We start from the raw sequence: 21436 nt of genomic DNA, 5'->3' as shown, positions 1-21436 counted from the left end.
ATCGAGATGATTAGGCGCACATGACATTGCCGTTGCTCGGACCCATGACGCTGTCGGGTTTCGAAAACGCCTGGTTCTTCCTGTTCCTGCTCGTGGTGCTCGGAATCGTCGGGCTCTACATGGTGGTTCAGCTGGCCCGGCATCGGCGGATGCTGCGGTTCGCCAACATGGAGCTGTTGGAAAGCGTTGCGCCCAAACGTCCTTCGCGCTGGCGTCACGTGCCCGCGATCCTGCTCGTCATCGGCCTGGTGTTGCTGACGGTGGCGATGGCCGGCCCGACCCACGACGTCCGCATCCCGCGCAACCGCGCGGTGGTGATGCTCGTGATGGACGTCTCGCAGTCGATGCGGGCCACCGACGTCGCCCCGAACCGGATGGCGGCCGCGCAGGAGGCGTCCAAGCAGTTCGCCGACGAACTCACTCCGGGCATCAATCTGGGGTTGATCTCCTATGCCGGCACGGCGACCGTCCTGGTGTCGCCGACCACGGGCCGGGAGGCCACCAAGGCCGCGATCGACAAACTGCAGTTCGCCGACCGCACGGCGACCGGTGAGGGCATCTTCACGGCGCTGCAGGCGATCGCCACCGTCGGAGCGGTCATCGGCGGCGGCGACGAACCCCCGCCGGCGCGCATCGTGTTGTTCTCCGACGGCAAGGAGACCGTGCCGTCGAACCCGGACAACCCCAAGGGCGCCTACACCGCGGCCCGCACCGCCAAGGAGCAGGGGGTGCCGATCTCGACGATCTCGTTCGGCACGCCGTACGGCTATGTCGAGATCAACGACCAGCGCCAGCCCGTACCGGTCGACGACGAGATGCTCAAGAAGATCGCCGATCTGTCCGGCGGTGAGGCGTTCACCGCGTCGAGCCTTCAACAGCTGCGAGAGGTCTACGCCAACCTTCAGCAGCAGATCGGCTACGAGACGATCCGTGGTGATGCGAGCGTGGGGTGGCTGCGGCTGGGAACGCTGGCGCTCGCCATGGCGACGCTGGCGGCCCTGTTCATCAACCGTCGTCTGCCGAACTGATTCGCAAGGGATGACGATCTGACATGACGATTCCACTGTTGGGACCGCTGTCGCTCACCGGTTTTCAGCACATCTGGTGGTTCCTTCTGTTCGTGGTGGTCCTGCTGGTGCTGGCCGGGCTGTACGCCGCAGCCCAGATCGCTCGGCGAAAGCGGTTGCAGCGCTTCGCCAACACCGAACTGCTCGACAGCGTCGCGCCCCATCGGCCCAGTCCGCTGCGCCACGTGCCCGCGGCACTGCTGGCGATCTCGCTGCTGCTGTGCACCATCGCGCTGGCCGGGCCCACCCACGACCAGCGCCTTCCCCGCAACCGCGCGGTGGTGGTGCTGGCCATCGACGTCTCCCAGTCGATGCGCGCGACCGACGTCGAACCGAGCCGCCTGGCCGCCGCCCAGGAGGCGTCGAAGAGGTTCGTCGACGAGCTGACGCCGGGTATCAACCTCGGAGTCATCGCCTATGCCGGAACCGCCAACGTGCTGGTCTCGCCCACCACCAACCGCGACGCGAGCCGGCGCGCCATCGAGAATCTGCAGGTGGCCGATAAGACTGCGACCGGTGAGGCCATCTTCACCGCTCTGTCGTCGATCTCCACCGTCGGCGCCGTCATCGGTGGCGGCGATACGCCACCGCCTGCGCACATCGTGTTGTTCTCCGACGGCAAGGAAACCGTGCCGAACAACCCCGACAACCCGAAGGGCGCGTTCACCGCGGCGCGGGCCGCCAAGGATCAGGGTGTGCCGGTCTCGACGATCTCGTTCGGCACGCCGAATGGGTCGGTCGAGGTGAACAACGAGCGGGTCCCGGTGCCCGTCGACGACGAGGGCATGGAGAAGATCGCCCAGCTCTCCGGCGGCGAGGCCTATACCGCGTCCAACCTCGACGAGCTGAACAAGGTCTACGACACCCTGCAGGATCAGATCGGGTACGAGACCGTGCGAGGTGAGGCGACGACCGGCTGGCTCCGGCTCGGCGCCCTGTTCGCGGCCGTGGCGGCGGTGGCCGCCCTGCTGATCAACCGACGGCTACCGCTGTGAGCGCACCCGTTCACTAAGGCGATTTCTTAAGAATGGCGGGCAGGCGATAGGTTGGCGGGCATGACTGCGCACGCGACGAGCAATGACACAGGAGCGACCGCCGAATCCGAATCGGCCGGTGGTCGTCCGCCTTTCGTCTCCCGCTCGGTGCTGGTGACCGGTGGTAACCGTGGCATCGGCCTGGCCATCGCGCAGCGCCTCGCCGCCGACGGTCACAAGGTGGCCGTCACCCACCGCGGTTCTGGCGCCCCCGAAGGACTGTTCGGGGTGGTCTGCGACGTCACCGACAACGCCGCCGTCGACCGCGCCTTCAAAGAGGTCGAGGAGCATCAGGGCCCGGTGGAGGTGCTGGTGTCCAACGCCGGCATCTCCAAGGACGCGTTCCTCATGCGGATGACCGAGGAGCGGTTCACCGAGGTCATCGACGCCAACCTCACGGGAGCGTTCCGGGTGGCGCAGCGGGCCTCCCGCACGATGCAGCGCAAGCGTTTCGGCCGGATCATCTTCATCGGCTCGGTGTCGGGCATGTGGGGCATCGGCAACCAGGCCAACTACGCGGCCGCCAAGGCCGGCCTGATCGGTATGGCCCGGTCGATCTCCCGTGAGCTGTCCAAGGCCAACGTCACCGCCAACGTCGTCGCGCCCGGTTACATCGACACCGAGATGACCCGGGCCCTCGACGAGCGGATCCAGGCCGGGGCGCTCGATTTCATCCCCGCCAAGCGGGTGGGCACCGCCGAGGAGGTGGCCGGCGCGGTCAGCTTCCTGGCGTCCGAGGATGCGAGCTACATCGCCGGCGCGGTGATCCCCGTCGACGGCGGCATGGGTATGGGCCACTAGATCTTTTCGCGAAGGAGAGGGACTTTCACATGACCGGTTTGCTCGAAGGCAAGCGCATCCTCGTCACGGGGATCATCACCGACTCGTCGATCGCGTTCCACATCGCCAAGGTCGCCCAGGAGTCGGGTGCGGAGTTGGTGTTGACCGGATTCGACCGCCTGAAGCTGATCCAGCGGATCGCCGACCGGCTTCCCAATCCGGCGCCGCTGTTGGAACTCGACGTGCAGAACGACGAACACCTCGACACGCTGGCCGAGCGCATCACCGGGGTGATCGGCGAGGGCAACAAGATCGACGGCGTGGTGCACTCGATCGGCTTCATGCCGCAGTCGGGCATGGGCATCAACCCGTTCTTCGACGCGCCCTACGAGGACGTCGCCAAAGGCATTCACATCTCGGCCTATTCGTACGCCTCGCTGGCGAAGGCGACGCTGCCCATCATGAACCGCGGCGGCAGCATCGTCGGCATGGACTTCGACCCGACCCGCGCGATGCCCGCCTACAACTGGATGACGGTCGCCAAGAGTGCGCTCGAGTCGGTGAACCGTTTCGTCGCGCGCGAAGCCGGACCGTACGGTGTGCGCTCCAATCTCGTGGCGGCCGGACCGATCCGCACGCTGGCGATGAGTGCGATCGTCGGCGGTGCGCTCGGCGCCGAGGCCGGTGAGCAGATGCGGTTGCTCGAAGAAGGCTGGGATCAGCGCGCACCGGTCGGCTGGGACATGAAGGACCCCACGCCGGTCGCCAAGACGGTGTGCGCCCTGCTGTCGGACTGGCTGCCGGCCACCACCGGCACCGTGATCTACGCCGACGGCGGCGCCAGCACGCAGTTGTTGTGACCGAGTTCGACGCCGTCCTGCTGCTCTCCTTCGGCGGGCCGGAGCGTCCCGACGACGTGATTCCGTTCCTGGAGAACGTCACCCGCGGCCGTGGCATCCCGCCGGAGCGGTTGGCGGATGTCGCCGAGCACTACCTGCATTTCGGCGGCGTCTCACCGATCAACGGCATCAACCGGGCGGTGATCGAGCGGCTGCGCAGCTACGTCGACGTTCCCGTGTACTTCGGCAACCGCAACTGGGAGCCCTACGTCGAGGACACCGTGACCGCGATGCGCGACGACGGGGTGCGCCGTGCGGCGGTGTTCACCACGTCCGCGTGGGGCGGCTACTCGAGTTGTACGCAGTACGTCGAGGACATCGCGCGGGGGCGGCAGGCGGCGGGTGCCTCGGCCCCGCAGCTGATCAAACTGCGTCAGTACTTCGACCATCCGCTGTTCGTCCAGATGTTCGCCGACGCGATCACGGCTGCGGCAGCGACGGTGCCGGAGGATGCCCGCCTGGTGTTCACCGCGCACTCGATTCCGTTGGCCGCGCGGTCGCGCTGCGGCACTGAGCTTTACGAGCGACAGGTCGGGTATGCCTCGGCGCTGGTGGCGGCCGCGGCCGGATACGACGATTACGACCAGGTGTGGCAGTCGCGCTCCGGGCCGCCGCAGGTGCCGTGGCTGGAACCCGATGTGGGCGACCATCTTTCGTCCCTCGCCGAGAACGGCACCACAGCCGTCATCGTCTGCCCGATCGGTTTTGTCGCCGACCACATCGAGGTGGTGTGGGACCTCGACCACGAACTGCGCGAACAGGCCGAAGCAGCCGGAATGGCCTTCGCGAGGGCGGCGACGCCCAACGCGGATCTCGCGCGGGTCGCCGCCGAGCTGCTCGCCGAGTTACGCGACGGCCGGGACCCCGTACGGGTTTCCGGAACGAATCCACCGCTGCTGCAGGGGTATTCGGTCGACGGCGTGGTCTGTACGCCGGCCTGTGGTTAGCCCTGCCAGGCCGAATGCAGAACCGCGTCGATCGCGGCCAGTCGCGCCGAGCGCACCACGGTCGACAGCGGCCGCAGCGCGTCGTTGGCGATCTGCACCTCAGCGGAGCTGTGCAGCCCGATCGGTATGAGCCCGGCGCTGACCGAGATGATCGCGTCGACGTGCGCGGCGTTCTCCAGCACGCGCGCCGCCCGGTGCGGCGCGTGGTCGGGAAGGCGGTGCATGCGGGTGGATTCCAGCGTCTGCTCGACCAGTCCGCGGGGATCCTCCACGTCGATCTCGGCCGCGCCGGCACGCAGTGCCCCGAGCGCGTCGGCCGCCGAGCGGACCGCCGACCGTAGCGCGTACTCCGCCTCGGCCAGGTCGCCGTATCCGGCGGACGTGGACGCATCGGGTATCGAGTACACCGTCCACGACAGCCCGCACGGGTCGCGGTCGAACTCGTCCTCGTCATCGAATTCGTCGTATTCGAAGTCGGGCACGAGGCCGATCGACCCCGGACCGGAGACGACGATGGCTTCACCCGCCGTCACCGCGTCGCGCTGGAACTGGGTGCCCGCGGGTAGACCCCGGACGTCGCCGGGGACCGGCAGCGCCAGGCCGATCGGCGGTTCGGTCAGGCCGGGACCGGCGGCGGTGCGCAGCGTCTGCAACAGCGACACCGCGCCCGTATCCACCAGATCGGGCCAGGGCAAACCGGTCGCGCCGGCCGCCACCGAATCATAGGCGGTTACGGAATGCTTTGGCGCCCAATGCGATAGCGCGTCGAGCACATCGTCGGGGGCGGCCACGCCCGCTAACCAGGCATTGGCCCACACCGACAGCGAAACACTGGGACACCACATGATGTTCGAAGTGTAGTTGTTACGCCCGCAGCCGGTCGGACACGACGATAGGGTGGTGTCATGCCCGCTGCGCTGATTTGGTTGATTGCCGCGCTGGCGCTCGCCGGTGCCGAGGCACTGACCGGCGACCTGTTCCTGCTCATGCTCGGCGGCGGGGCGCTGGCCGCCGCCGGGTCGAGCCTGATCTTCGACGACCTGTGGGTCCACGGCGCAGTGTTCGCCGTCGTGTCCATCCTGTTGCTCGTGCTCGTGCGGCCCGCGCTGCGCAGGCATTTCCAGGCCGGCGGCGGCCTACCCGATCCGGCCAAGGCGCTCGAGGGCAAGAGCGCGCTGGTGCTCGACCGGGTGGCCCAGCACGAGGGCCAGGTGAAGCTCGACGGCGAAGTCTGGACCGCGCGCCCCCTCAACGAGAACGATGTCTACGAACCGGGCGACCAGGTGACCGTCGTGCAGATCGACGGTGCCACCGCCGTCGTCCAGAGGCTCGCCTAGGACTCACTGGGTACGAGGGAAGGAATCGTCATGGATGGTGCCGTCGCGGGCCTGGTGCTCGTCGGCGTGCTGGTGGTGTTCGCCGCCATCATCGTCGCGAAGTCGATCGCGCTGATACCGCAGGCCGAGGCCGCGGTCATCGAGCGGCTGGGTCGCTACAGCAAGACAGTGTCCGGTCAGCTGACGCTGCTGCTGCCGTTCATCGACCGGATCCGCGCCCGGGTGGACCTGCGCGAGCGGGTGGTGTCCTTCCCGCCGCAGCCGGTGATCACCGAGGACAACCTGACCGTGCAGATCGACACGGTGGTCTACTTCCAGGTGACCAATCCGCAGGCCGCCGTCTACCAGATCAGCAACTACATCGTCGGCGTCGAGCAGCTGACCACGACCACGCTGCGCAACCTCGTCGGCGGCATGACGCTGGAGCAGACGCTGACCTCGCGCGACCAGATCAACACGGCGTTGCGCGGCGTGCTCGACGAGGCCACCAACCGGTGGGGTCTGCGGGTGGCGCGCGTCGAACTGCGCAGCATCGACCCACCACCGTCGATCCAGGATTCGATGGAAAAGCAGATGCGCGCCGACCGCGAGAAGCGCGCGATGATCCTGACCGCCGAAGGCAACCGGGAATCGGCCATCAAACAGGCCGAGGGCCAGAAGCAGGCCCAGATCCTGGCAGCCGAGGGCGCCAAGCAGGCCGCGATCCTGGCCGCCGAGGCCGACCGCCAGTCGCGCATGTTGCGCGCCCAAGGCGAACGCGCCGCCGCCTACCTGCAGGCCCAGGGCCAGGCCAAGGCCATCGAGAAGACGTTCGCGGCCATCAAGGCGGGCCGGCCCACGCCGGAGATGCTGGCCTACCAGTACCTGCAGACCCTGCCCCAGATGGCCAAGGGTGAGGCGAACAAGGTCTGGTTGGTGCCCAGCGACTTCGGTTCGGCGCTACAGGGTTTCACCAAGCTACTCGGGGCGCCGGGGGAGGACGGCGTGTTCCGCTACACGCCGTCGCCGGTCGACGACGTGCCGGTCAAGGATGACGACGACGAGGTCGCCGACTGGTTCAACACCGAGACCGATCCCGAGATCGCCCGCGCCGTGGCGAAGGCCGAAGCCGAGGCGCGCACGTCGGTGGACGGTCCCGCGGCCGTCACCCCACCGCCGTCGTTTCCCGGAATCGGCCAGCAGCAGCCGAATCCCGCGCCGCAGGAACGCGAATCCGGCGGCGGGGCGCACTCCCGCTGACCGGGCTCACTGGCTCGTGTTCAGCGGCGCCGCGTCGGCCATCCGCTTCACCTGCTGACGGCCGACCTGGGCGTGGGTGTCGATTGTCGGAAGGCTGAAGCTGGTGTACATCACCCGCCGATCCCGTTCTACCGGTGGCTGGGCCATGTGCAACGTGCACGACAGGTGGACGGTGACATCGCCGGCCTCGGTGGCCAGATCGACGACGGGAAGGTCGAGACCCGGTTGGAGGCTGGGTGCCGGCCACACGAGGGCTCGATGCGAACCGGCGACGACGCGCAGCTGGCCCGACGTGGCACCGCCCGCGGTCACTGAGATGCCGACCGTCAGCCCACAGCAGTCATAACTGTGCCGGCCGAGGGCACAATCCTTGTGCCAGGGGACATCTGAAATCCCCCGTGTGACGCCGAGCGGCTTGAAAAGCGCCTCGAGGCGTTTGCCTTCCCACCCGCTGAAGACGTGGCCGTCACCGGTCAACCCACCGATTCCCAAGAGGCGTTCGTCAGCGACGAGCTCAGCGGCTGTTCGAGATTCCGCATCGAACCCCTGCATCCGGACCAGCGCGCTGCTCCCGTCCTCGAGGGTGGCCCACCACGAACGCCCGTCGCCTTCGAAGTAGCGCGGTGCGGCAAGATCCATTTCGGTCGAGACGGCGGCCATCTCCGCCTGGCTGAACATGCCCCTGATGTGCAGGTAGCCGGCTTGTTCGAGGAACCAGGCCATCTCGTCGGCTGGATCGTCCGGGGTGTAGCAGTGTTTCAGGTCCAGTTGCTCGCCGTCGCGATCCTTGAAGACGACGGCGCCGTTGACATGAGGGGTCGTGCTGTCGAGTGCGGCTCGCAGCAGGAGCCACCAGTCCAGAACGTCGGACAGTTGCCCGGCGATCTGCAAGGTGCCGGTGGTCAGCCATCCCATCGGGGTGACCTGGTCGTTGACCAGCGCCGCCAGCTGCTCTGCGTCGATGCGCAATTCCGTGCCGGTCGCCGCCCCTCTCGCGCATGTCATGCGCCGGCCGTCGACGCCGAGAGTCCAGCGTTGATCGTCTACCGAAACGGTCAGCGGTCGCGGCGGCCGCTGCTGAAGCGACGGCGCGAGCCGTTCGTTCGAGTCGACGAACAGTCGCGGGAGTGTGGCCTCGAAGAATTCGGCGGGCTCAATAAGCGCGGGCTCGCCGTCGACCCTCGTTCGTACGTCGACACTCATGTGTGCAAAACAGCGTAGGAAGTTCCGGCCCTCCCGATCAAGTGCACCTCACCGCGTCAGGCGGAGCGCCTCTTCGGCCTCCGGTGCGATGGTCCGCTCGCGCTGATGACGCCGGTGCACGCGGACCTCGTAGACCAGACCTGCCACGCCCAAACAGGCCGTGCAGAACGAGATCAGCACGAGCAGGGGGCTGACGTTGCCGGTGAGCGCGTCACCGAGGATCACCACCGCCGCGGTGCCCGGCACCAGTCCCGCCAGGGTGGCCAGCGCGTACGGCAGCACGCGCACCGACGACACGCCGGCGGCGTAGTTGAGCACGGCGAACGGCACGGCGGGAATCAGCCGCATCGACAGCACCGTCGGCCACCCGCGTTCGCGTAGCCGCGCGTTGACGGACTCGATTCGCGGGTGGCGCACCGCCCGGTCCAGTCGCAGACCCACCGCGCGCACGAGCAGCACCGCGATGACCGCGCTGATCGTCGCCGCCGTCACCGCCAGCGGAATCCCCAGCACCGGCCCGAAGAGCAGGCCCGCACCCAGCGTGAACGCCGTGCGCGGAAACGGGAACACCGTCACCACGATGTGGGCGGCCAAGAACGCCAGCGGAAACCACGGCCCGGCCGAGGTGGCCCAGTCACGCAACTGCACGGCGGTCGGCATCGGGACCAGCAACGCAACTGCGACGAGAATCACAATCGCCGCCAGGGAACCGACGAGACGCGCCCTGGAGACGCTCGAAAGCGTCGCGATCACCGCGCCGCGGACCGCGCGCAGGGTGCTGACGACGGAGTTCACGTCTACCAAGACTACGGAACCGCGGCCGCAGTCACCTGTTCGCGAGCCCGCGAGTCGGCCGACCGGCGGACACCGCTGTGACTGCGATCATTTAGCCTGATGATCGTGCAGAAACCCACTGTGGTCGAGGCCGATCGCGAGCGCTGGCGCTCAGCGGTGGCCGCGGTGCTGGCAAAGAGCACCCGGCGGGATCCCGCCGATCTACCCGCCGAACCCGAGCGACTGCTGGATTCGCCCACCTACGACGGCTTCGCGATCCGCCCGCTGTACACGAGCGCCGATGCGCTACCCGAACCCCCGCTGCCCGGGCAGTGGCCGTTCGTGCGTGGTGGTGACGCACTGCGCGACGTCAAGGCCGGCTGGAAAGTCGCCGAGGCGTTTCCGGCGAACGGGTCGGGCAACGTGGCCGAACACAACGGCGCGGTGTTGCTCAGCCTCAGCGAGGGGGTCAGCGCGCTCGTCATCCGCGTCGGTGCGCCCGCCGGCGTCGCGCCCGCCGAGCTCGACCGGCTGTTCGACGGCGTCTTCCTCGACCTCGTCCCCGTGCTCTTCGAGATCGCCGGGCCCGATTACCTTCCGGCCGCCGACGCGGTGCTCGGCCTGCTGAGCGACCTGGACGACGATCAGCGCTCCCGGCTCTCGGTGGATCTCGGCGCGGACCCGCTGACCGCACCGCTGAGCGGACGCGTGGCTCCCGAAACCGCCGACGTCGTGGCCACCGCCGCCAAACTCGGTGACTACAGCGGCGGAGTTCGCGCCGTCACCGTCGACGGACCCGCGTTCCACAACCTCGGCGCCAACGCATCGTGGGAGCTGGCTGGCCTGGTGTCCGCGGGCGTGAGCTACCTGCGGGCGCTGGAGGAGGGCGGAGTCGGTGTCGCGGATGCGCTGCGGCAGATCAGTTTCCGCATCGCCGCCGACGACGACCAGTTCATGACGATCGCCAAACTGCGGGCCGCGCGCCTGCTGTGGGCCCGGGCCGCCGAGGTGGTCGGGGCGCCGGAGCACGGTGCGGTCAGGTTGCACGCCACGACGTCGCTGCCGATGATGTCCAAGCGCGATCCCTGGGTGAACATGCTGCGAACGACGGTGGCCGCCTTCTCGGCCGGTGTCGGCGGGGCGGACACCATCCAGGTCCACCCGTTCGACGTCGCGATTCCCGGTGGCTTTCCGGGGACGGCCCCCAGCTTCGCGCGCCGGATGGCGCGCAACACCCAACTGCTGTTGCTCGAGGAGTCGCACCTGGGCCGCGTGCTCGACCCGGCGGCGGGCTCCTGGCACGTCGAGGACCTCACCGAGCAACTGGCCGAGCAGGCCTGGAAACACTTCCAGGACATCGAGTCCCGCGGCGGCTTCGAACAGGCCCGTGATCACATCGCATCCCAGATCGCCGAGGTGGCCGAGCGGCGCGCCGAGGACATCGCACACCGGCGCACCGCGCTGACGGGGGTGAACGAGTTTCCCAACATCGCCGATCCGGCTCTGCCGCAGGGTGATTCGCTGCCCGGTGTGGCCCGATATGCGGCGGGCTTCGAGGAACTGCGGGACCGCTCCGACGCCTTCCTCGAGAAGACCGGGGCCCGACCCGAGGTGCTGCTGCTGCCGCTCGGTCCGCTCGCCGAACACAACGTGCGCACCACCTTCGCGGCGAACCTGCTTGCGTCGGGCGGTATCGAAGCGGTGACCGAGGCGGATCAGACCCCGCCGATCGCCGTGATCTGCGGCACCGACGCCCGCTACGCCGAGGAAGCCTCGGCCGCGGTCGAAGAGGCGCGCGCGGCCGGCGTAACGCATGTGCTGCTCGCCGGGCCGGAAAAGGCCGTCGCGCAAGCTGATTCCAAACCGGACGGCTACCTGACCGCGAAGATCGACGCGGTCGCCACGTTGTCGGACCTGCTCACCAGATTGGGGGCCTGAGGTGACTGCCACAGCCGGGATCGGAAAGACCATCGGGAGCTTCGCCGACGTCCCGCTGCACGGCGAGAAGCGTGCCGAAGCGCCGACCGAAGCCGCCGTCACCGCACACGTGGAGGCGGCCGCCGCGACGCACGGGTACAGCGCTGACCAGGTGGACTGGGTGACGCCGGAGGGCATCGACGTCAAGCCCGTCTACATCGGCTCCGACCGCGACGCCGCCGCGGCCGCCGGCTATCCGCTCGACACGTTCCCGGGTGAACCGCCGTTCGTACGGGGCCCGTACCCCACGATGTACGTCAACCAGCCGTGGACCATCCGGCAGTACGCGGGTTTCTCCACCGCCGCGGAGTCCAACGCGTTCTACCGGCGCAACCTCGCCGCGGGTCAGAAGGGCCTCTCGGTGGCGTTCGACCTTGCCACCCACCGCGGTTACGACTCCGACCATCCACGCGTTCAGGGTGACGTCGGAATGGCAGGCGTGGCAATCGATTCCATCCTCGACATGCGCCAGCTGTTCGACGGCATCGACCTGTCGACCGTGTCGGTGTCGATGACGATGAACGGCGCCGTCCTGCCGATCCTCGCGCTGTACGTCGTCGCCGCCGAAGAGCAGGGCGTGCCGCCGGAGAAGTTGGCCGGGACCATCCAGAACGACATCCTCAAAGAGTTCATGGTTCGCAACACCTACATCTACCCGCCGCAGGCGTCGATGCGGATCATCTCCGACATCTTCGGCTACACCAGCGTCAAGATGCCAAAGTTCAACTCGATCTCGATCTCGGGCTACCACATCCAGGAGGCCGGTGCCACAGCCGATCTCGAGCTGGCGTACACCCTGGCCGACGGTGTCGAGTACATCAAGGCGGGTCTGGATGCCGGGCTCGACGTCGACAAGTTCGCGCCGCGGCTGTCCTTCTTCTGGGGCATCGGCATGAACTTCTTCATGGAGGTCGCCAAGCTGCGGGCGGGCCGGCTGCTGTGGAGCGAGCTGGTCGCCGAGTTCAACCCGAAGAATCCCAAATCGCTGTCGCTGCGTACCCATTCGCAGACATCGGGCTGGTCGTTGACCGCCCAGGACCCGTTCAACAACGTCGCGCGCACCTGTATCGAGGCGATGGCCGCGACGCAGGGGCACACCCAGTCGTTGCACACCAACGCGCTCGACGAAGCGTTGGCGTTGCCGACCGACTTCTCGGCACGCATCGCGCGCAACACCCAATTGGTGCTGCAGCAGGAGTCGGGCACCACGCGCCCGATCGACCCGTGGGGCGGCTCGTATTACGTCGAATGGCTGACCCACCAGCTGGCCACCGCGGCGCGGATGCACATCGGCGAGGTCGTCGAGCACGGCGGGATGGCCCAGGCGATCTCCGACGGCATCCCGAAACTGCGCATCGAGGAGGCCGCCGCGCGCACGCAGGCGCGCATCGACTCCGGCCAGCAGACGGTGATCGGCGTGAACAAGTACCAGGTCGACGAGGACCACGAGGTCGAGGTCCTCAAGGTCGAGAACAGCCGCGTGCGCGCCGAGCAGCTCGCCAAACTGCAGCAGTTGCGGGCCGATCGCGACCAGGCGGAGGTGGACGCCGCGCTGGCCGAGCTGAGCCGGGCGGCCGGCACCCGCGAGCCGGCGGGCTCCGATGGGCTCGGCAACAACCTGCTGGCCCTGGCGATCAACGCCGCGCGGGCCAAGGCCACCGTCGGCGAGATCTCCGATGCGCTCGAGCGGGTCTACGGGCGCCACGTCGCCGAGATCCGTACGATCGCCGGCGTCTACCGAGATGAGATGGGGGGTAAAGGGGTTAGCAACATCACGCAAGCCACCGACCTCGTGCAGAAGTTCGCCGAAGCCGACGGTCGTCAGCCGCGCATCCTCATTGCCAAGATGGGCCAGGACGGCCACGACCGCGGGCAGAAGGTGATCGCGACCGCCTTCGCCGACATCGGCTTCGACGTCGACGTCGGCTCGCTGTTCTCCACCCCCGAGGAGGTCGCGCGGCAGGCCGCCGACAACGACGTGCACGTGGTCGGTGTCTCGTCGCTCGCCGCCGGGCACCTGACCCTGGTGCCCGCGCTGCGCGAAGCGCTCGCCGAAGTCGGTCGGCCCGACATCATGATCGTGGTCGGCGGGGTCATCCCGCCCGGTGACTTCGACGAGCTCTACGCGGCCGGGGCCACCGCGATCTTCCCGCCCGGCACGGTGATCGCCGACGCGGCGGTCGGCCTCCTGCACAAGCTGGCCGAGCGGCTGGGCTACCGCCTCGACTAGATGGCCGATCCGACCGCCGACCTTGCGGCCGCCGTGGCGGACGGCGACCGCGCCGCTCTGGCCAGGGCCATCACGCTGGTGGAGTCGACGCGTGTCGACCACCGCGAGCAGGCCCAGGAACTGCTGCTGAAGCTGACCCCGCATGCGGGCAGCTCGCTACACGTGGGGATCACCGGGGTGCCCGGCGTCGGCAAGTCGACGACGATCGAGGCGCTCGGCATGTACCTGATCAACCAGGGACACCGCGTCGCGGTGCTGGCCGTCGACCCGTCCTCGACCAGGACTCGGGGCTCGATCCTGGGCGACAAGACCCGCATGGCACAGCTGGCGGTGCACCCCGACGCCTACATCCGCCCATCGCCCACCTCGGGCACGCTCGGCGGCGTCGCCAAGGCGACCCGCGAAACGATCGTGTTGTTGGAGGCGGCCGGTTTTGACGTGGTCCTGGTCGAGACGGTCGGCGTGGGGCAGTCCGAGGTGACGGTCGCCAACATGGTCGACACGTTCGTGTTCCTGACGCTCGCGCGCACCGGCGATCAGCTGCAGGGCATCAAGAAGGGTGTTCTCGAGCTCGCCGACATCGTCGTGGTGAACAAGGCCGACGGTGAGCATGCGATCGAGGCCAAACGGGCCGCCCGCGAACTCTCCGGCGCCATCCGACTCATCTATCCCCGCGAAACTCTGTGGCGCCCACCGGTTCTCACGATGAGCGCGCTGGAGGGCACGGGCCTCGAGGAGCTGTGGGCGACCGTGCTCAAACACCGCGACGTGCTCACCGAGGCGGGGGAGTTCGAGAGCCGACGCCGTGCTCAGCAAGTCGAGTGGACCTGGTCGATGGTGCGGGATGCGGTGCTCGACCGGGTGTTGTCCAACCCGAACGTGAAGCGCGTGCGCGCCGAGATCGAACGTCAGGTGCGGGACGGGGAGTTGACCCCCGCGCTTGCTGCGCAACACCTGCTCGATGCCTCTGACATGCGCGAACCTAACAAATAGGTAACGGCAGGTTTATTTGCCGGGCTTACGAGTAAATTAAATAAATTGTGACGGGTGTCAACAAACGGGAGCGCAGCGCCGCGCTCCCGCACGGTGTCCAGGGCGCTGCCGATTCCAACTTCGCCTGCACCCTGCGCGGCTTCTCGCGACTGTTCCCCGGCCCTCGCTACGGTGGCGGCGCCCTATCGATCTACCTGCACGGTGAGCCCGTCGTCGATGTGTGGACCGGCTACTCGGACCGCCGGGGCACGCAGTACTGGAACGCTGACACCGGTGCGATGGTCTTCTCGGTCACCAAGGGCATGGCGTCGACGGTCATCCACCGACTCGCCGATCGCGGGCTGATCGACTACGACACGCCCGTTGCCGAGTACTGGCCGGAGTTCGGCGTGAAGGGCAAGGCCGCGATCACGGTGCGCGAGCTGATGCAGCACCGGGCCGGGCTGTCGCACCTCAACGGATGCACCAAGGCGCAGCTGCTCGACCATCGGGTGATGGAGGAGCGCGTGGCGGCCGCGCCGGTCAACAAGCTGCTGTTCGGCCATCAGGCCTATCACGCGCTGACCTACGGCTGGCTGATGTCCGGGTTGGGCCGAGCGGTCACCGGGAAGGGCATGCGCGACCTGATCCGCGAGGAGCTGGCCGAGCCGCTCGACACCGACGGGTTGCACCTGGGCCGCCCGCCGGCCGACGCGCCGACGCGTGCCGCCCAGATCCTCGCCCCGCAGGGCGCCCTCGCCAACCCGGTGTTCAACTTCGTCGCCCCGCGCATCGCGGCCCTCGGTGTGTCCGGGATGTTCGGTTCGATGTACTTTCCGGGCATGAAGTCCGTGGTTCAGGGGGACACCCCGTTCCTGGACTCCGAGATCCCCGCCGCCAACGGTGTCGCCACCGCCAGGAGCCTGGCCAAGATGTACGGCGCGATCGCCAACGGCGGGCGCATCGAGGGCAAACAGTTCCTGTCCGAGGAGCGGGTCGCGGCGCTGACGGGCCGGGCGAGCTACTGGCCCGACCGCAACATCTTCGTGCCGTTGAGCTTCAATCTGGGCTACCACTCGCTCCCGCTGCCGCCGGGTGTGATGCCCGGATTCGGCCACGCCGGGCTGGCCGGTTCGGTCGGCTGGGCCGATCCGAGCAGCGGGTTGGCGTTCGGCTTCGTGCACAACCGGCTGCTCACGCGGATGGTGCTCGACCAGGCGACGTTCGCCGGGCTGGGCGTGTTGATCCGGCGCGACGCGGCGCGGGCGCGCAGGCGCGGCTATCAGACGGTGCCCGATCTGGGCGCGCCGTTCTACAGCGTGTCGCGGCCGGTCGCGTTATAGCGCTCGCTCGCGGGCTGAGTCACTGGGACGCGCTGCTGAACCACTTCGTCTTCTGCCGCCAGGACTCCGCCGAGGTCAGCGCGAAACCGGCGCCGCACATACACGCGAACACCCAGACCAGGGTCGCGCCGCCGTCGTGCTGTTGCAGCGCGGGGATGTAGGCCGTCAGCAGGCGCACGATGCACGCGGCGATGCCGGCGGCAGACGAGATCAGGTAGACGTTGGCGATCTTGCGCGACCGCGGATCCCTGCGCAGCACCAACAGGGCCCGGCTGCCGTAGCCCAGCAGGTAGATCAGGATGCCGCACAGGATCAGCCAGTAGGTGTTCAGCCAGAAGTCGGTGGGCACCTGGAAGAAGTCCCGCTTGAAGATGCGCGCGCCGTTACCGAGGGAGAACGTGACCAGCAGCAGCGGGATGCACAGCGTGGCCGGAATCTCGACGTACTGCTTGAACGACCTCTGGAGCGAGTGGTCGTCCTGCAGGCGCCCGAGGGCGTTGTAGACGACGGCCGATGCGGCGACGATGTAACAGTCGTGGCCGATGAAGTCCTCGAGGTTCCATTTCCCGGTCAGCGCGTGCAGCGCGACCCCGAGCGTTTCGGAGGCCCAGGGGGACATCAACAGCACGGCCATGCCCTGCAGGGCGATGTTGAGGGTGGCGGCGACTTCCCAACGGGAGGACCAGGTGACCCGGCGAATCCACAGGCTCCACGCGATACAGCAAAGCGTGATCGCGATCAGGGTCGCCAAAGCCATAGGGGTGCCTTCGGAGCTGCTGCAGTACTGGGCAAAGTGTACGGCTAAAGGGGCGGAGCGTCACTCCGCGGTCGCAGTTCGGAGAGCCGAGGAATCCGGGTGCGCGCCTTGGTCGTTTCCCGCACGGCCGTCTGGCCCGAACCGCCGGTGCGTTCGAGGTATTCGACGTAACTGAGCACTTCTTGCCTGGTCATCAGGCCGAACCTGATCTGCAGGTCGGGATAGTTCAGGCCGAATCGGTCGGCGACCCGCCGCAGCTCCTCGGCGTCTGGATAGTCCGGTTCTTTGATCCGGCGGTAGTACGTGCTGCTGGACGTGCCCAGCGCGTCGTAGATGTCCTTGGCTTCGATGTCCCCGTCGAGCAGGTAGTCGAGCAGCGCTTTGAGTTGTCTGCCGTTCTCGTCTGTCCGAGGCACTCGTCCACTCTAAACCAACGTCCCGGGTTTGGGCAGTGCGGTCCGCAAACTGGAGGAGTTTGCCTAAATTGACACTGGCGTCACAGTTTTGGGAGGTATCTCCCATTTCTGGGACACCTGAGCTATCTTTGGTCGCATGGTTGCTCCCTACCTGGCTTCGCCGACAGAGGTTCTGCGCCCGCTCGGCGAGTTTGCTACGGCAACGGTCCGCGTCACGGACTACGACGCTGCGGACGCCGGTGGCTCCGCCGGCATCTTCAAGGTTTCAACCCCCGCAGGCGAGGAGTTGACAGCCGAGCTCGACGGGGCCACGGAATGGTTCGGCCTGCCGGCTGACGAAATCCTGGTCGCCGCGTTGAGCAGGACCATCGCCCGCACACTCGGCGAGGGCGTTGCCCGTGTTGACATCGCCAGCGAGCGCGGCTCCCTACTCGATGCCGTACCGCTGGTGTGTGTGACGGGGCAGCACGGTACCGCCACCGAGGTACTGGCCTCCGTGCACCAGACGCTGGCCGCTGCCTCGGAGCGCGAGGTCGCCGCTTCGCCAGAGGTGTACTTCAACTACATCGGCGAACTGCCGTCGGACACCGTGCCGGTGCAGGAGACGCCGCCCGGCCTCGGTCATGCGTTGGAGGTGCGGGTCTACCGCGCCGGTGGTGAGGTGCGGGTCGACTGGTGGTACGACACCAGCCGCTTCGAGCAGTACACCGTCGAGGAGCTGTCCGAGCAGTTCCCGCTCGCGCTCGTCGAGATGACATCGGACGCACTGCCCCCGAACTGACTCGGTAAGATCGGCGTCAACGGCTTGGATCCGGCCATCACCGGGGAGCCTTCGGAAGAACAGTTCGGCGCCTCCAGCTCTGCGGCGGCGTGAGCCCAGTAGAACCGAACGGGTGGGCCCGTCAACGCCCCAAGTGAGCGGCGCACATCGCGACTTCGAGGTGCGCAAGCGGGGTGGTACCGCGGCGCTCGCGCACCGGCGCGACGTCGTCCCCGTGCCTTGGACGAACACCTGAGGCTTCCGAACCGGAAGCCGAACGAGGCACAGGAGCTATGACCGCCTACCCGAAGCCGGCCGCTGGGGCGCCCAGATTCCCCGCGCTGGAAGCCGAAGTCCTCGAATACTGGGACCGCGACGACACCTTCCGCGCCAGCATCGCCCGCCGCGACGACGCGCCCGAGTACGTCTTCTACGACGGCCCACCCTTCGCCAACGGGCTGCCGCACTACGGGCACCTGCTCACCGGCTACGTCAAGGACATCGTGCCCCGCTATCGCACCATGTGCGGTTACAAGGTGGAGCGCCGCTTCGGCTGGGACACCCATGGCCTGCCCGCCGAACTCGAGGTGCAGCGCCAACTCGGCATCACCGACAAGGCGCAGATCGAAGAGATGGGCATCGAGAAGTTCAACGACGCCTGCCGGGCCTCGGTGCTCAAGTACACCGACGAATGGCGTGCCTACGTGACCCGGCAGGCCCGCTGGGTGGACTTCGACAACGACTACAAGACCCTTGAACCCGAGTTCATGGAGTCGGTGATCTGGGCCTTCAAACAGTTGTGGGACAAGGGCCTTGCCTACGAGGGCAATCGTGTGCTGCCGTACTGCTGGAATGACGAGACACCGTTGTCCAGCCACGAACTGCGCATGGACGACGACGTCTATCAGAGCCGCCAGGACCCCGCGATCACCGTGGGCTTCCGGGTCGCCGAGGGGGATCTGGCCGGTGCATACCTACTGATCTGGACGACGACGCCATGGACCCTGCCCTCCAACCAGGCGGTCGCGGTCCACCCCGACGTCACCTACGTGCAGGTGAAGGCGCCCGACGGGCGCCGCGTCGTGTTGGCCGAGGCCCGGGTCGGCGCCTACGCGCGGGAACTGGGCGAAGAGCCGGAGGTTTTGGCCACCTTCTCCGGGCGCGAGTTGCTCGAGACCCGCTACCTGCCGCCGTTCGCCTACTTCGCCGATGCGCCCCGATCGTTCCGCGTGCTGCCCGCCGACTTCGTCAGCACCGAGGACGGCACCGGAATCGTGCACATGTCGCCCGCCTACGGCGAAGACGACATGCTCACCGCACAGGCCGCAGGCATCGAGGCCGTCACACCGGTCGATTCCAAGGGGCGGTTCGACGCCACCGTCCCCGACTACGCCGGACAGCACGTCTTCGACGCCAACCCGCAGATCATCCGCGATCTGAAGAACCAGACCGGGCCGGCGGCACCGCACGGTGCGGTGCTGGTGCGCCACGAGACCTACGAGCACTCCTATCCACACTGCTGGCGGTGCCGCAATCCACTGATCTACCGCGCGGTGTCGTCGTGGTTCATCAGGGTCACCGAATTCCGCGACCGCATGGTGGAGCTCAACCAGGAGATCACCTGGTATCCCGAACACGTCAAGGATGGTCAGTTCGGCAAATGGCTGGCCGGTGCCCGGGACTGGTCGATCTCGCGAAACCGGTACTGGGGCACGCCGATTCCGGTGTGGAAGTCCGACGATCCGGCGTATCCGCGCATCGACGTCTATGGCAGCCTCGACGAGCTCGAGCGCGACTTCGGGGTGCGGCCCACCGATCTGCACCGGCCCTACATCGACGAGCTCACCCGGCCCAATCCCGACGATCCGACGGGCCGCTCGACGATGCGCCGCATCGAAGACGTCTTCGACGTCTGGTTCGACTCCGGTTCCATGCCGTACGCGCAGGTGCACTACCCGTTCGAGAACCAGGACTGGTTCGCCGGGGTCGATTCCGCCGACCCCGACGAGCAGGTCGTCGGGCACTTCCCGGGTGATTTCATCGTCGAGTACATCGGGCAGACCCGCGGCTGGTTCTACACGCTGCACATCCTGGCCACCGCGCTGTTCGACAAGCCGGCGTTCAAAACCTGTGTGGCGCACGGGATCGTGCTCGGCAACGACGGCCAGAAGATGAGCAAGTCGCTGCGCAACTACCCGGATGTGACCGAGGTGTTCGACCGCGACGGTTCCGATGCCATGCGGTGGTTCCTGATGGCCTCGCCGATCCTGCGCGGCGGCAACCTGATCGTCACCGAACAGGGCATCCGCGAAGGCGTCCGGCAGGTGTTGCTGCCGCTGTGGAACGCCTACACGTTCCTGGCGCTGTACGCGCCGAAGAAGGGTACGTGGCGCACCGACTCCACGCACGTGCTGGACCGCTACATCCTGGCCAAGCTCGCTGTGTTGCGCGACGCGCTCACCGCGTCGCTGGATGTCTGCGACATCTCCGGGGCCTGCGACGAGCTGCGGCAGTTCACCGAGGCGCTGACGAATTGGTATGTGCGACGGTCCCGTTCCCGGTTCTGGGACGAGGACCCGGACGCGATCGACACCCTGCACACCGTGCTGGAGGTGACCGCCCGGCTGGCCGCACCGCTGCTGCCGTTGATCACCGAGGTCATCTGGCGGGGGGTGACCGGTGAGAGGTCGGTGCACCTGACCGACTGGCCCGAGGAGAACCTGCTACCCACCGACCCCGAGTTGGTCGCGACGATGGATCTGGTGCGCGAGGTGGCGTCGGCGGCGTCGTCGCTGCGCAAGGCCAAGAAGCTGCGAGTGCGGTTGCCGCTGCCGAAACTCACTGTCGCCGTGGACAACCCGCAGCGGCTCGAGCCGTTCACCGACCTGATCGCCGACGAGCTCAACGTCAAGGCCGTCGAACTCACCGACGACATCGACACCTACGGCCGGTTCGAGCTCACGGTCAACGCGCGCGTCGCGGGTCCGCGGCTGGGCAAGGACGTCCAGGCGGCCATCAAGGCCGTCAAGGCGGGCGAGGCCGTCGTCAACCCCGACGGCACTTTGAGTGCCGGACCGGCCGTGTTGCAGCCCGATGAGTACAGTTCGCGGCTGGTCGCCGCCGATCCGGAGTACACCGCGGCGCTGTCCGACGGGGCCGGGCTGGTGGTGCTCGACGGGACGGTCACCGAGGAGTTGGAGGCCGAGGGCTGGGCGAAAGACCGCATCCGCGAACTGCAGGATCTGCGCAAGTCGACGGGTCTGGACGTATCCGACCGGATCAGCGTCGTGATCTCGGTTCCGCAGGAACGCGAGGCGTGGGCGCGCACGCACCGCGACCTGATCGCACGCGAAATCCTCGCCACGACTTTCGATTTCGGTGAGCCGGCGGACGGCAGCGAGATCGGCGACGGCGTGAAGGTCGCGATCGCGAAGGTCGATCGCTAACCATCGGCGACGCGGGCGCCGCGGCCGTCGAACACCACGACATCGGCGCGGCGCAGCTGTCTGCCCCGTCGGTGCTCGACTTCGCCGTTGACGGTGACCAGCCCGTCGGCGATCACCGACTTCGCGTCGGCGCCCGAGTCGATGAGCCCGGCCAGTTTGAGGAACTGGCCCAACCGGATCGAGTCGTCGGAGATGACGACATCGAGGGGTTCGGCGCCCGGGTGTGCCATGGGGGTCAGGTTAGCGCCTTAGCAT

General features: G+C 67.7%; 19 protein-coding genes. 13 read left to right on the top strand and 6 right to left on the bottom strand.

Annotated elements, in window-relative coordinates; genetic code table 11:
- Positions 1 to 20: 20 nt before the first annotated feature.
- Genes AU072_RS25095 through AU072_RS25075 form a run of 5 tightly spaced genes read left to right on the top strand, consistent with a single transcriptional unit; the run spans position 21 to position 4727 of the window.
- Positions 21 to 1028: a VWA domain-containing protein gene (locus tag AU072_RS25095; protein ID WP_064416257.1), complete on the top strand. Its 1008-nt coding sequence runs from the start codon at positions 21 to 23 to the stop codon at positions 1026 to 1028.
- A gap of 23 nt (positions 1029 to 1051) precedes the next feature.
- On the top strand, positions 1052 to 2062 hold the full coding sequence (locus tag AU072_RS25090; RefSeq protein WP_064416256.1) for a VWA domain-containing protein: 1011 nt from the start codon (positions 1052 to 1054) through the stop codon (positions 2060 to 2062).
- A 60-nt stretch (positions 2063 to 2122) separates the two neighbouring features.
- Complete coding sequence (gene fabG1, locus AU072_RS25085; protein WP_064406122.1) at positions 2123 to 2902, top strand: 3-oxoacyl-ACP reductase FabG1; 780 nt, start codon at positions 2123 to 2125, stop codon at positions 2900 to 2902.
- A 29-nt stretch (positions 2903 to 2931) separates the two neighbouring features.
- Entirely contained in the window at positions 2932 to 3741 is an 810-nt protein-coding gene (inhA, locus tag AU072_RS25080) for an NADH-dependent enoyl-ACP reductase InhA (RefSeq protein ID WP_064416255.1), read from the top strand.
- Complete coding sequence (locus tag AU072_RS25075; RefSeq protein WP_064416254.1) at positions 3738 to 4727, top strand: ferrochelatase; 990 nt, start codon at positions 3738 to 3740, stop codon at positions 4725 to 4727. The genes inhA and AU072_RS25075 overlap by 4 nt, the downstream gene beginning before the upstream one ends.
- On the opposite strand, the gene AU072_RS25070 is transcribed toward AU072_RS25075, so the two are convergent.
- Positions 4724 to 5572 carry an Rv1486c family protein gene (locus AU072_RS25070; RefSeq protein WP_064416253.1) on the bottom strand — a complete coding sequence of 283 codons (849 nt, stop codon included), beginning with the start codon at positions 5570 to 5572 and terminating at the stop codon, positions 4724 to 4726. The genes AU072_RS25075 and AU072_RS25070 overlap by 4 nt on opposite strands.
- A gap of 60 nt (positions 5573 to 5632) precedes the next feature.
- On the opposite strand from AU072_RS25070, the gene AU072_RS25065 reads away from it, so the two are divergent.
- Complete coding sequence (locus AU072_RS25065; RefSeq protein WP_064416252.1) at positions 5633 to 6064, top strand: NfeD family protein; 432 nt, start codon at positions 5633 to 5635, stop codon at positions 6062 to 6064.
- A 30-nt stretch (positions 6065 to 6094) separates the two neighbouring features.
- Positions 6095 to 7303 carry an SPFH domain-containing protein gene (locus AU072_RS25060; RefSeq protein ID WP_064416251.1) on the top strand — a complete coding sequence of 403 codons (1209 nt, stop codon included), beginning with the start codon at positions 6095 to 6097 and terminating at the stop codon, positions 7301 to 7303.
- A gap of 6 nt (positions 7304 to 7309) precedes the next feature.
- On the opposite strand, the gene AU072_RS25055 is transcribed toward AU072_RS25060, so the two are convergent.
- Positions 7310 to 8506 (bottom strand): phytanoyl-CoA dioxygenase family protein, encoded by a 1197-nt coding sequence (locus AU072_RS25055; protein ID WP_064416250.1) that lies wholly within the window; start codon positions 8504 to 8506, stop codon positions 7310 to 7312.
- Between the two features lie 48 nt (positions 8507 to 8554).
- Entirely contained in the window at positions 8555 to 9301 is a 747-nt protein-coding gene (locus tag AU072_RS25050) for a TVP38/TMEM64 family protein (RefSeq protein ID WP_064416249.1), read from the bottom strand.
- A gap of 99 nt (positions 9302 to 9400) precedes the next feature.
- On the opposite strand from AU072_RS25050, the gene mutA reads away from it, so the two are divergent.
- Genes mutA through lipL form a run of 4 tightly spaced genes read left to right on the top strand, consistent with a single transcriptional unit; the run spans position 9401 to position 15802 of the window.
- A complete protein-coding gene (gene mutA / locus AU072_RS25045; RefSeq protein WP_064416248.1) occupies positions 9401 to 11218 on the top strand; it encodes a methylmalonyl-CoA mutase small subunit in 1818 nt (605 codons plus the stop codon).
- A 1-nt stretch (position 11219) separates the two neighbouring features.
- A complete protein-coding gene (gene scpA / locus AU072_RS25040) occupies positions 11220 to 13487 on the top strand; it encodes a methylmalonyl-CoA mutase (protein ID WP_064416247.1) in 2268 nt (755 codons plus the stop codon).
- Positions 13488 to 14480 carry a methylmalonyl Co-A mutase-associated GTPase MeaB gene (gene meaB, locus AU072_RS25035; protein WP_064416246.1) on the top strand — a complete coding sequence of 331 codons (993 nt, stop codon included), beginning with the start codon at positions 13488 to 13490 and terminating at the stop codon, positions 14478 to 14480. It abuts the gene before it with no gap.
- 47 nt (positions 14481 to 14527) lie between these two features.
- The gene (gene lipL, locus AU072_RS25030) at positions 14528 to 15802 is read left to right on the top strand and encodes an esterase/beta-lactamase LipL (protein WP_064416245.1); all 1275 of its coding nucleotides are present in this window, start codon (positions 14528 to 14530) and stop codon (positions 15800 to 15802) included.
- A gap of 19 nt (positions 15803 to 15821) precedes the next feature.
- Here lipL and AU072_RS25025 read toward each other — a convergent pair whose 3' ends face one another.
- Complete coding sequence (locus tag AU072_RS25025) at positions 15822 to 16559, bottom strand: hypothetical protein (protein ID WP_064348408.1); 738 nt, start codon at positions 16557 to 16559, stop codon at positions 15822 to 15824.
- A 44-nt stretch (positions 16560 to 16603) separates the two neighbouring features.
- Positions 16604 to 16975, bottom strand: a complete 372-nt coding sequence (locus AU072_RS25020; RefSeq protein WP_064416244.1) for a hypothetical protein — start codon at positions 16973 to 16975, stop codon at positions 16604 to 16606.
- 136 nt (positions 16976 to 17111) lie between these two features.
- Here AU072_RS25020 and AU072_RS25015 point away from each other — a divergent pair, with 136 nt between their 5' ends.
- Positions 17112 to 17756 carry a hypothetical protein gene (locus AU072_RS25015; RefSeq protein WP_064416243.1) on the top strand — a complete coding sequence of 215 codons (645 nt, stop codon included), beginning with the start codon at positions 17112 to 17114 and terminating at the stop codon, positions 17754 to 17756.
- Between the two features lie 272 nt (positions 17757 to 18028).
- Positions 18029 to 21181 (top strand): isoleucine--tRNA ligase, encoded by a 3153-nt coding sequence (ileS, locus tag AU072_RS25010; RefSeq protein WP_064416242.1) that lies wholly within the window; start codon positions 18029 to 18031, stop codon positions 21179 to 21181.
- On the opposite strand, the gene AU072_RS25005 is transcribed toward ileS, so the two are convergent.
- Positions 21178 to 21411, bottom strand: a complete 234-nt coding sequence (locus AU072_RS25005; protein WP_064416241.1) for an RNA-binding S4 domain-containing protein — start codon at positions 21409 to 21411, stop codon at positions 21178 to 21180. The two genes, ileS and AU072_RS25005, sit on opposite strands and share 4 nt — an antisense overlap.
- Positions 21412 to 21436: the final 25 nt, after the last annotated feature.

This window comes from Mycolicibacterium novocastrense (assembly GCF_001499835.1).
Lineage (GTDB): Bacteria > Actinomycetota > Actinomycetes > Mycobacteriales > Mycobacteriaceae > Mycobacterium > Mycobacterium novocastrense.
The sequence above is the reverse complement of the archived record's forward strand: the minus strand, read 5'-3'. Positions and strand labels throughout refer to the sequence as shown.

Excerpts from the sequence above, each read along its gene's own strand:
- fabG1 (WP_064406122.1), top strand. The coding sequence starts at position 2,123 with ATGACTGCGCACGCGACGAGCAATGACACAGGAGCGACCGCCGAATCC.
- AU072_RS25090 (WP_064416256.1), top strand. The coding sequence starts at position 1,052 with ATGACGATTCCACTGTTGGGACCGCTGTCGCTCACCGGTTTTCAGCAC.
- AU072_RS25095 (WP_064416257.1), top strand. The coding sequence starts at position 21 with ATGACATTGCCGTTGCTCGGACCCATGACGCTGTCGGGTTTCGAAAAC.
- AU072_RS25005 (WP_064416241.1), bottom strand. The coding sequence starts at position 21,411 with ATGGCACACCCGGGCGCCGAACCCCTCGATGTCGTCATCTCCGACGAC.
- ileS (WP_064416242.1), top strand. The coding sequence starts at position 18,029 with ATGACCGCCTACCCGAAGCCGGCCGCTGGGGCGCCCAGATTCCCCGCG.
- AU072_RS25070 (WP_064416253.1), bottom strand. The coding sequence starts at position 5,572 with ATGTGGTGTCCCAGTGTTTCGCTGTCGGTGTGGGCCAATGCCTGGTTA.
- mutA (WP_064416248.1), top strand. The coding sequence starts at position 9,401 with ATGATCGTGCAGAAACCCACTGTGGTCGAGGCCGATCGCGAGCGCTGG.
- AU072_RS25055 (WP_064416250.1), bottom strand. The coding sequence starts at position 8,506 with ATGAGTGTCGACGTACGAACGAGGGTCGACGGCGAGCCCGCGCTTATT.
- AU072_RS25015 (WP_064416243.1), top strand. The coding sequence starts at position 17,112 with ATGGTTGCTCCCTACCTGGCTTCGCCGACAGAGGTTCTGCGCCCGCTC.
- AU072_RS25025 (WP_064348408.1), bottom strand. The coding sequence starts at position 16,559 with ATGGCTTTGGCGACCCTGATCGCGATCACGCTTTGCTGTATCGCGTGG.
- meaB (WP_064416246.1), top strand. The coding sequence starts at position 13,488 with ATGGCCGATCCGACCGCCGACCTTGCGGCCGCCGTGGCGGACGGCGAC.
- AU072_RS25065 (WP_064416252.1), top strand. The coding sequence starts at position 5,633 with ATGCCCGCTGCGCTGATTTGGTTGATTGCCGCGCTGGCGCTCGCCGGT.
- AU072_RS25060 (WP_064416251.1), top strand. The coding sequence starts at position 6,095 with ATGGATGGTGCCGTCGCGGGCCTGGTGCTCGTCGGCGTGCTGGTGGTG.
- inhA (WP_064416255.1), top strand. The coding sequence starts at position 2,932 with ATGACCGGTTTGCTCGAAGGCAAGCGCATCCTCGTCACGGGGATCATC.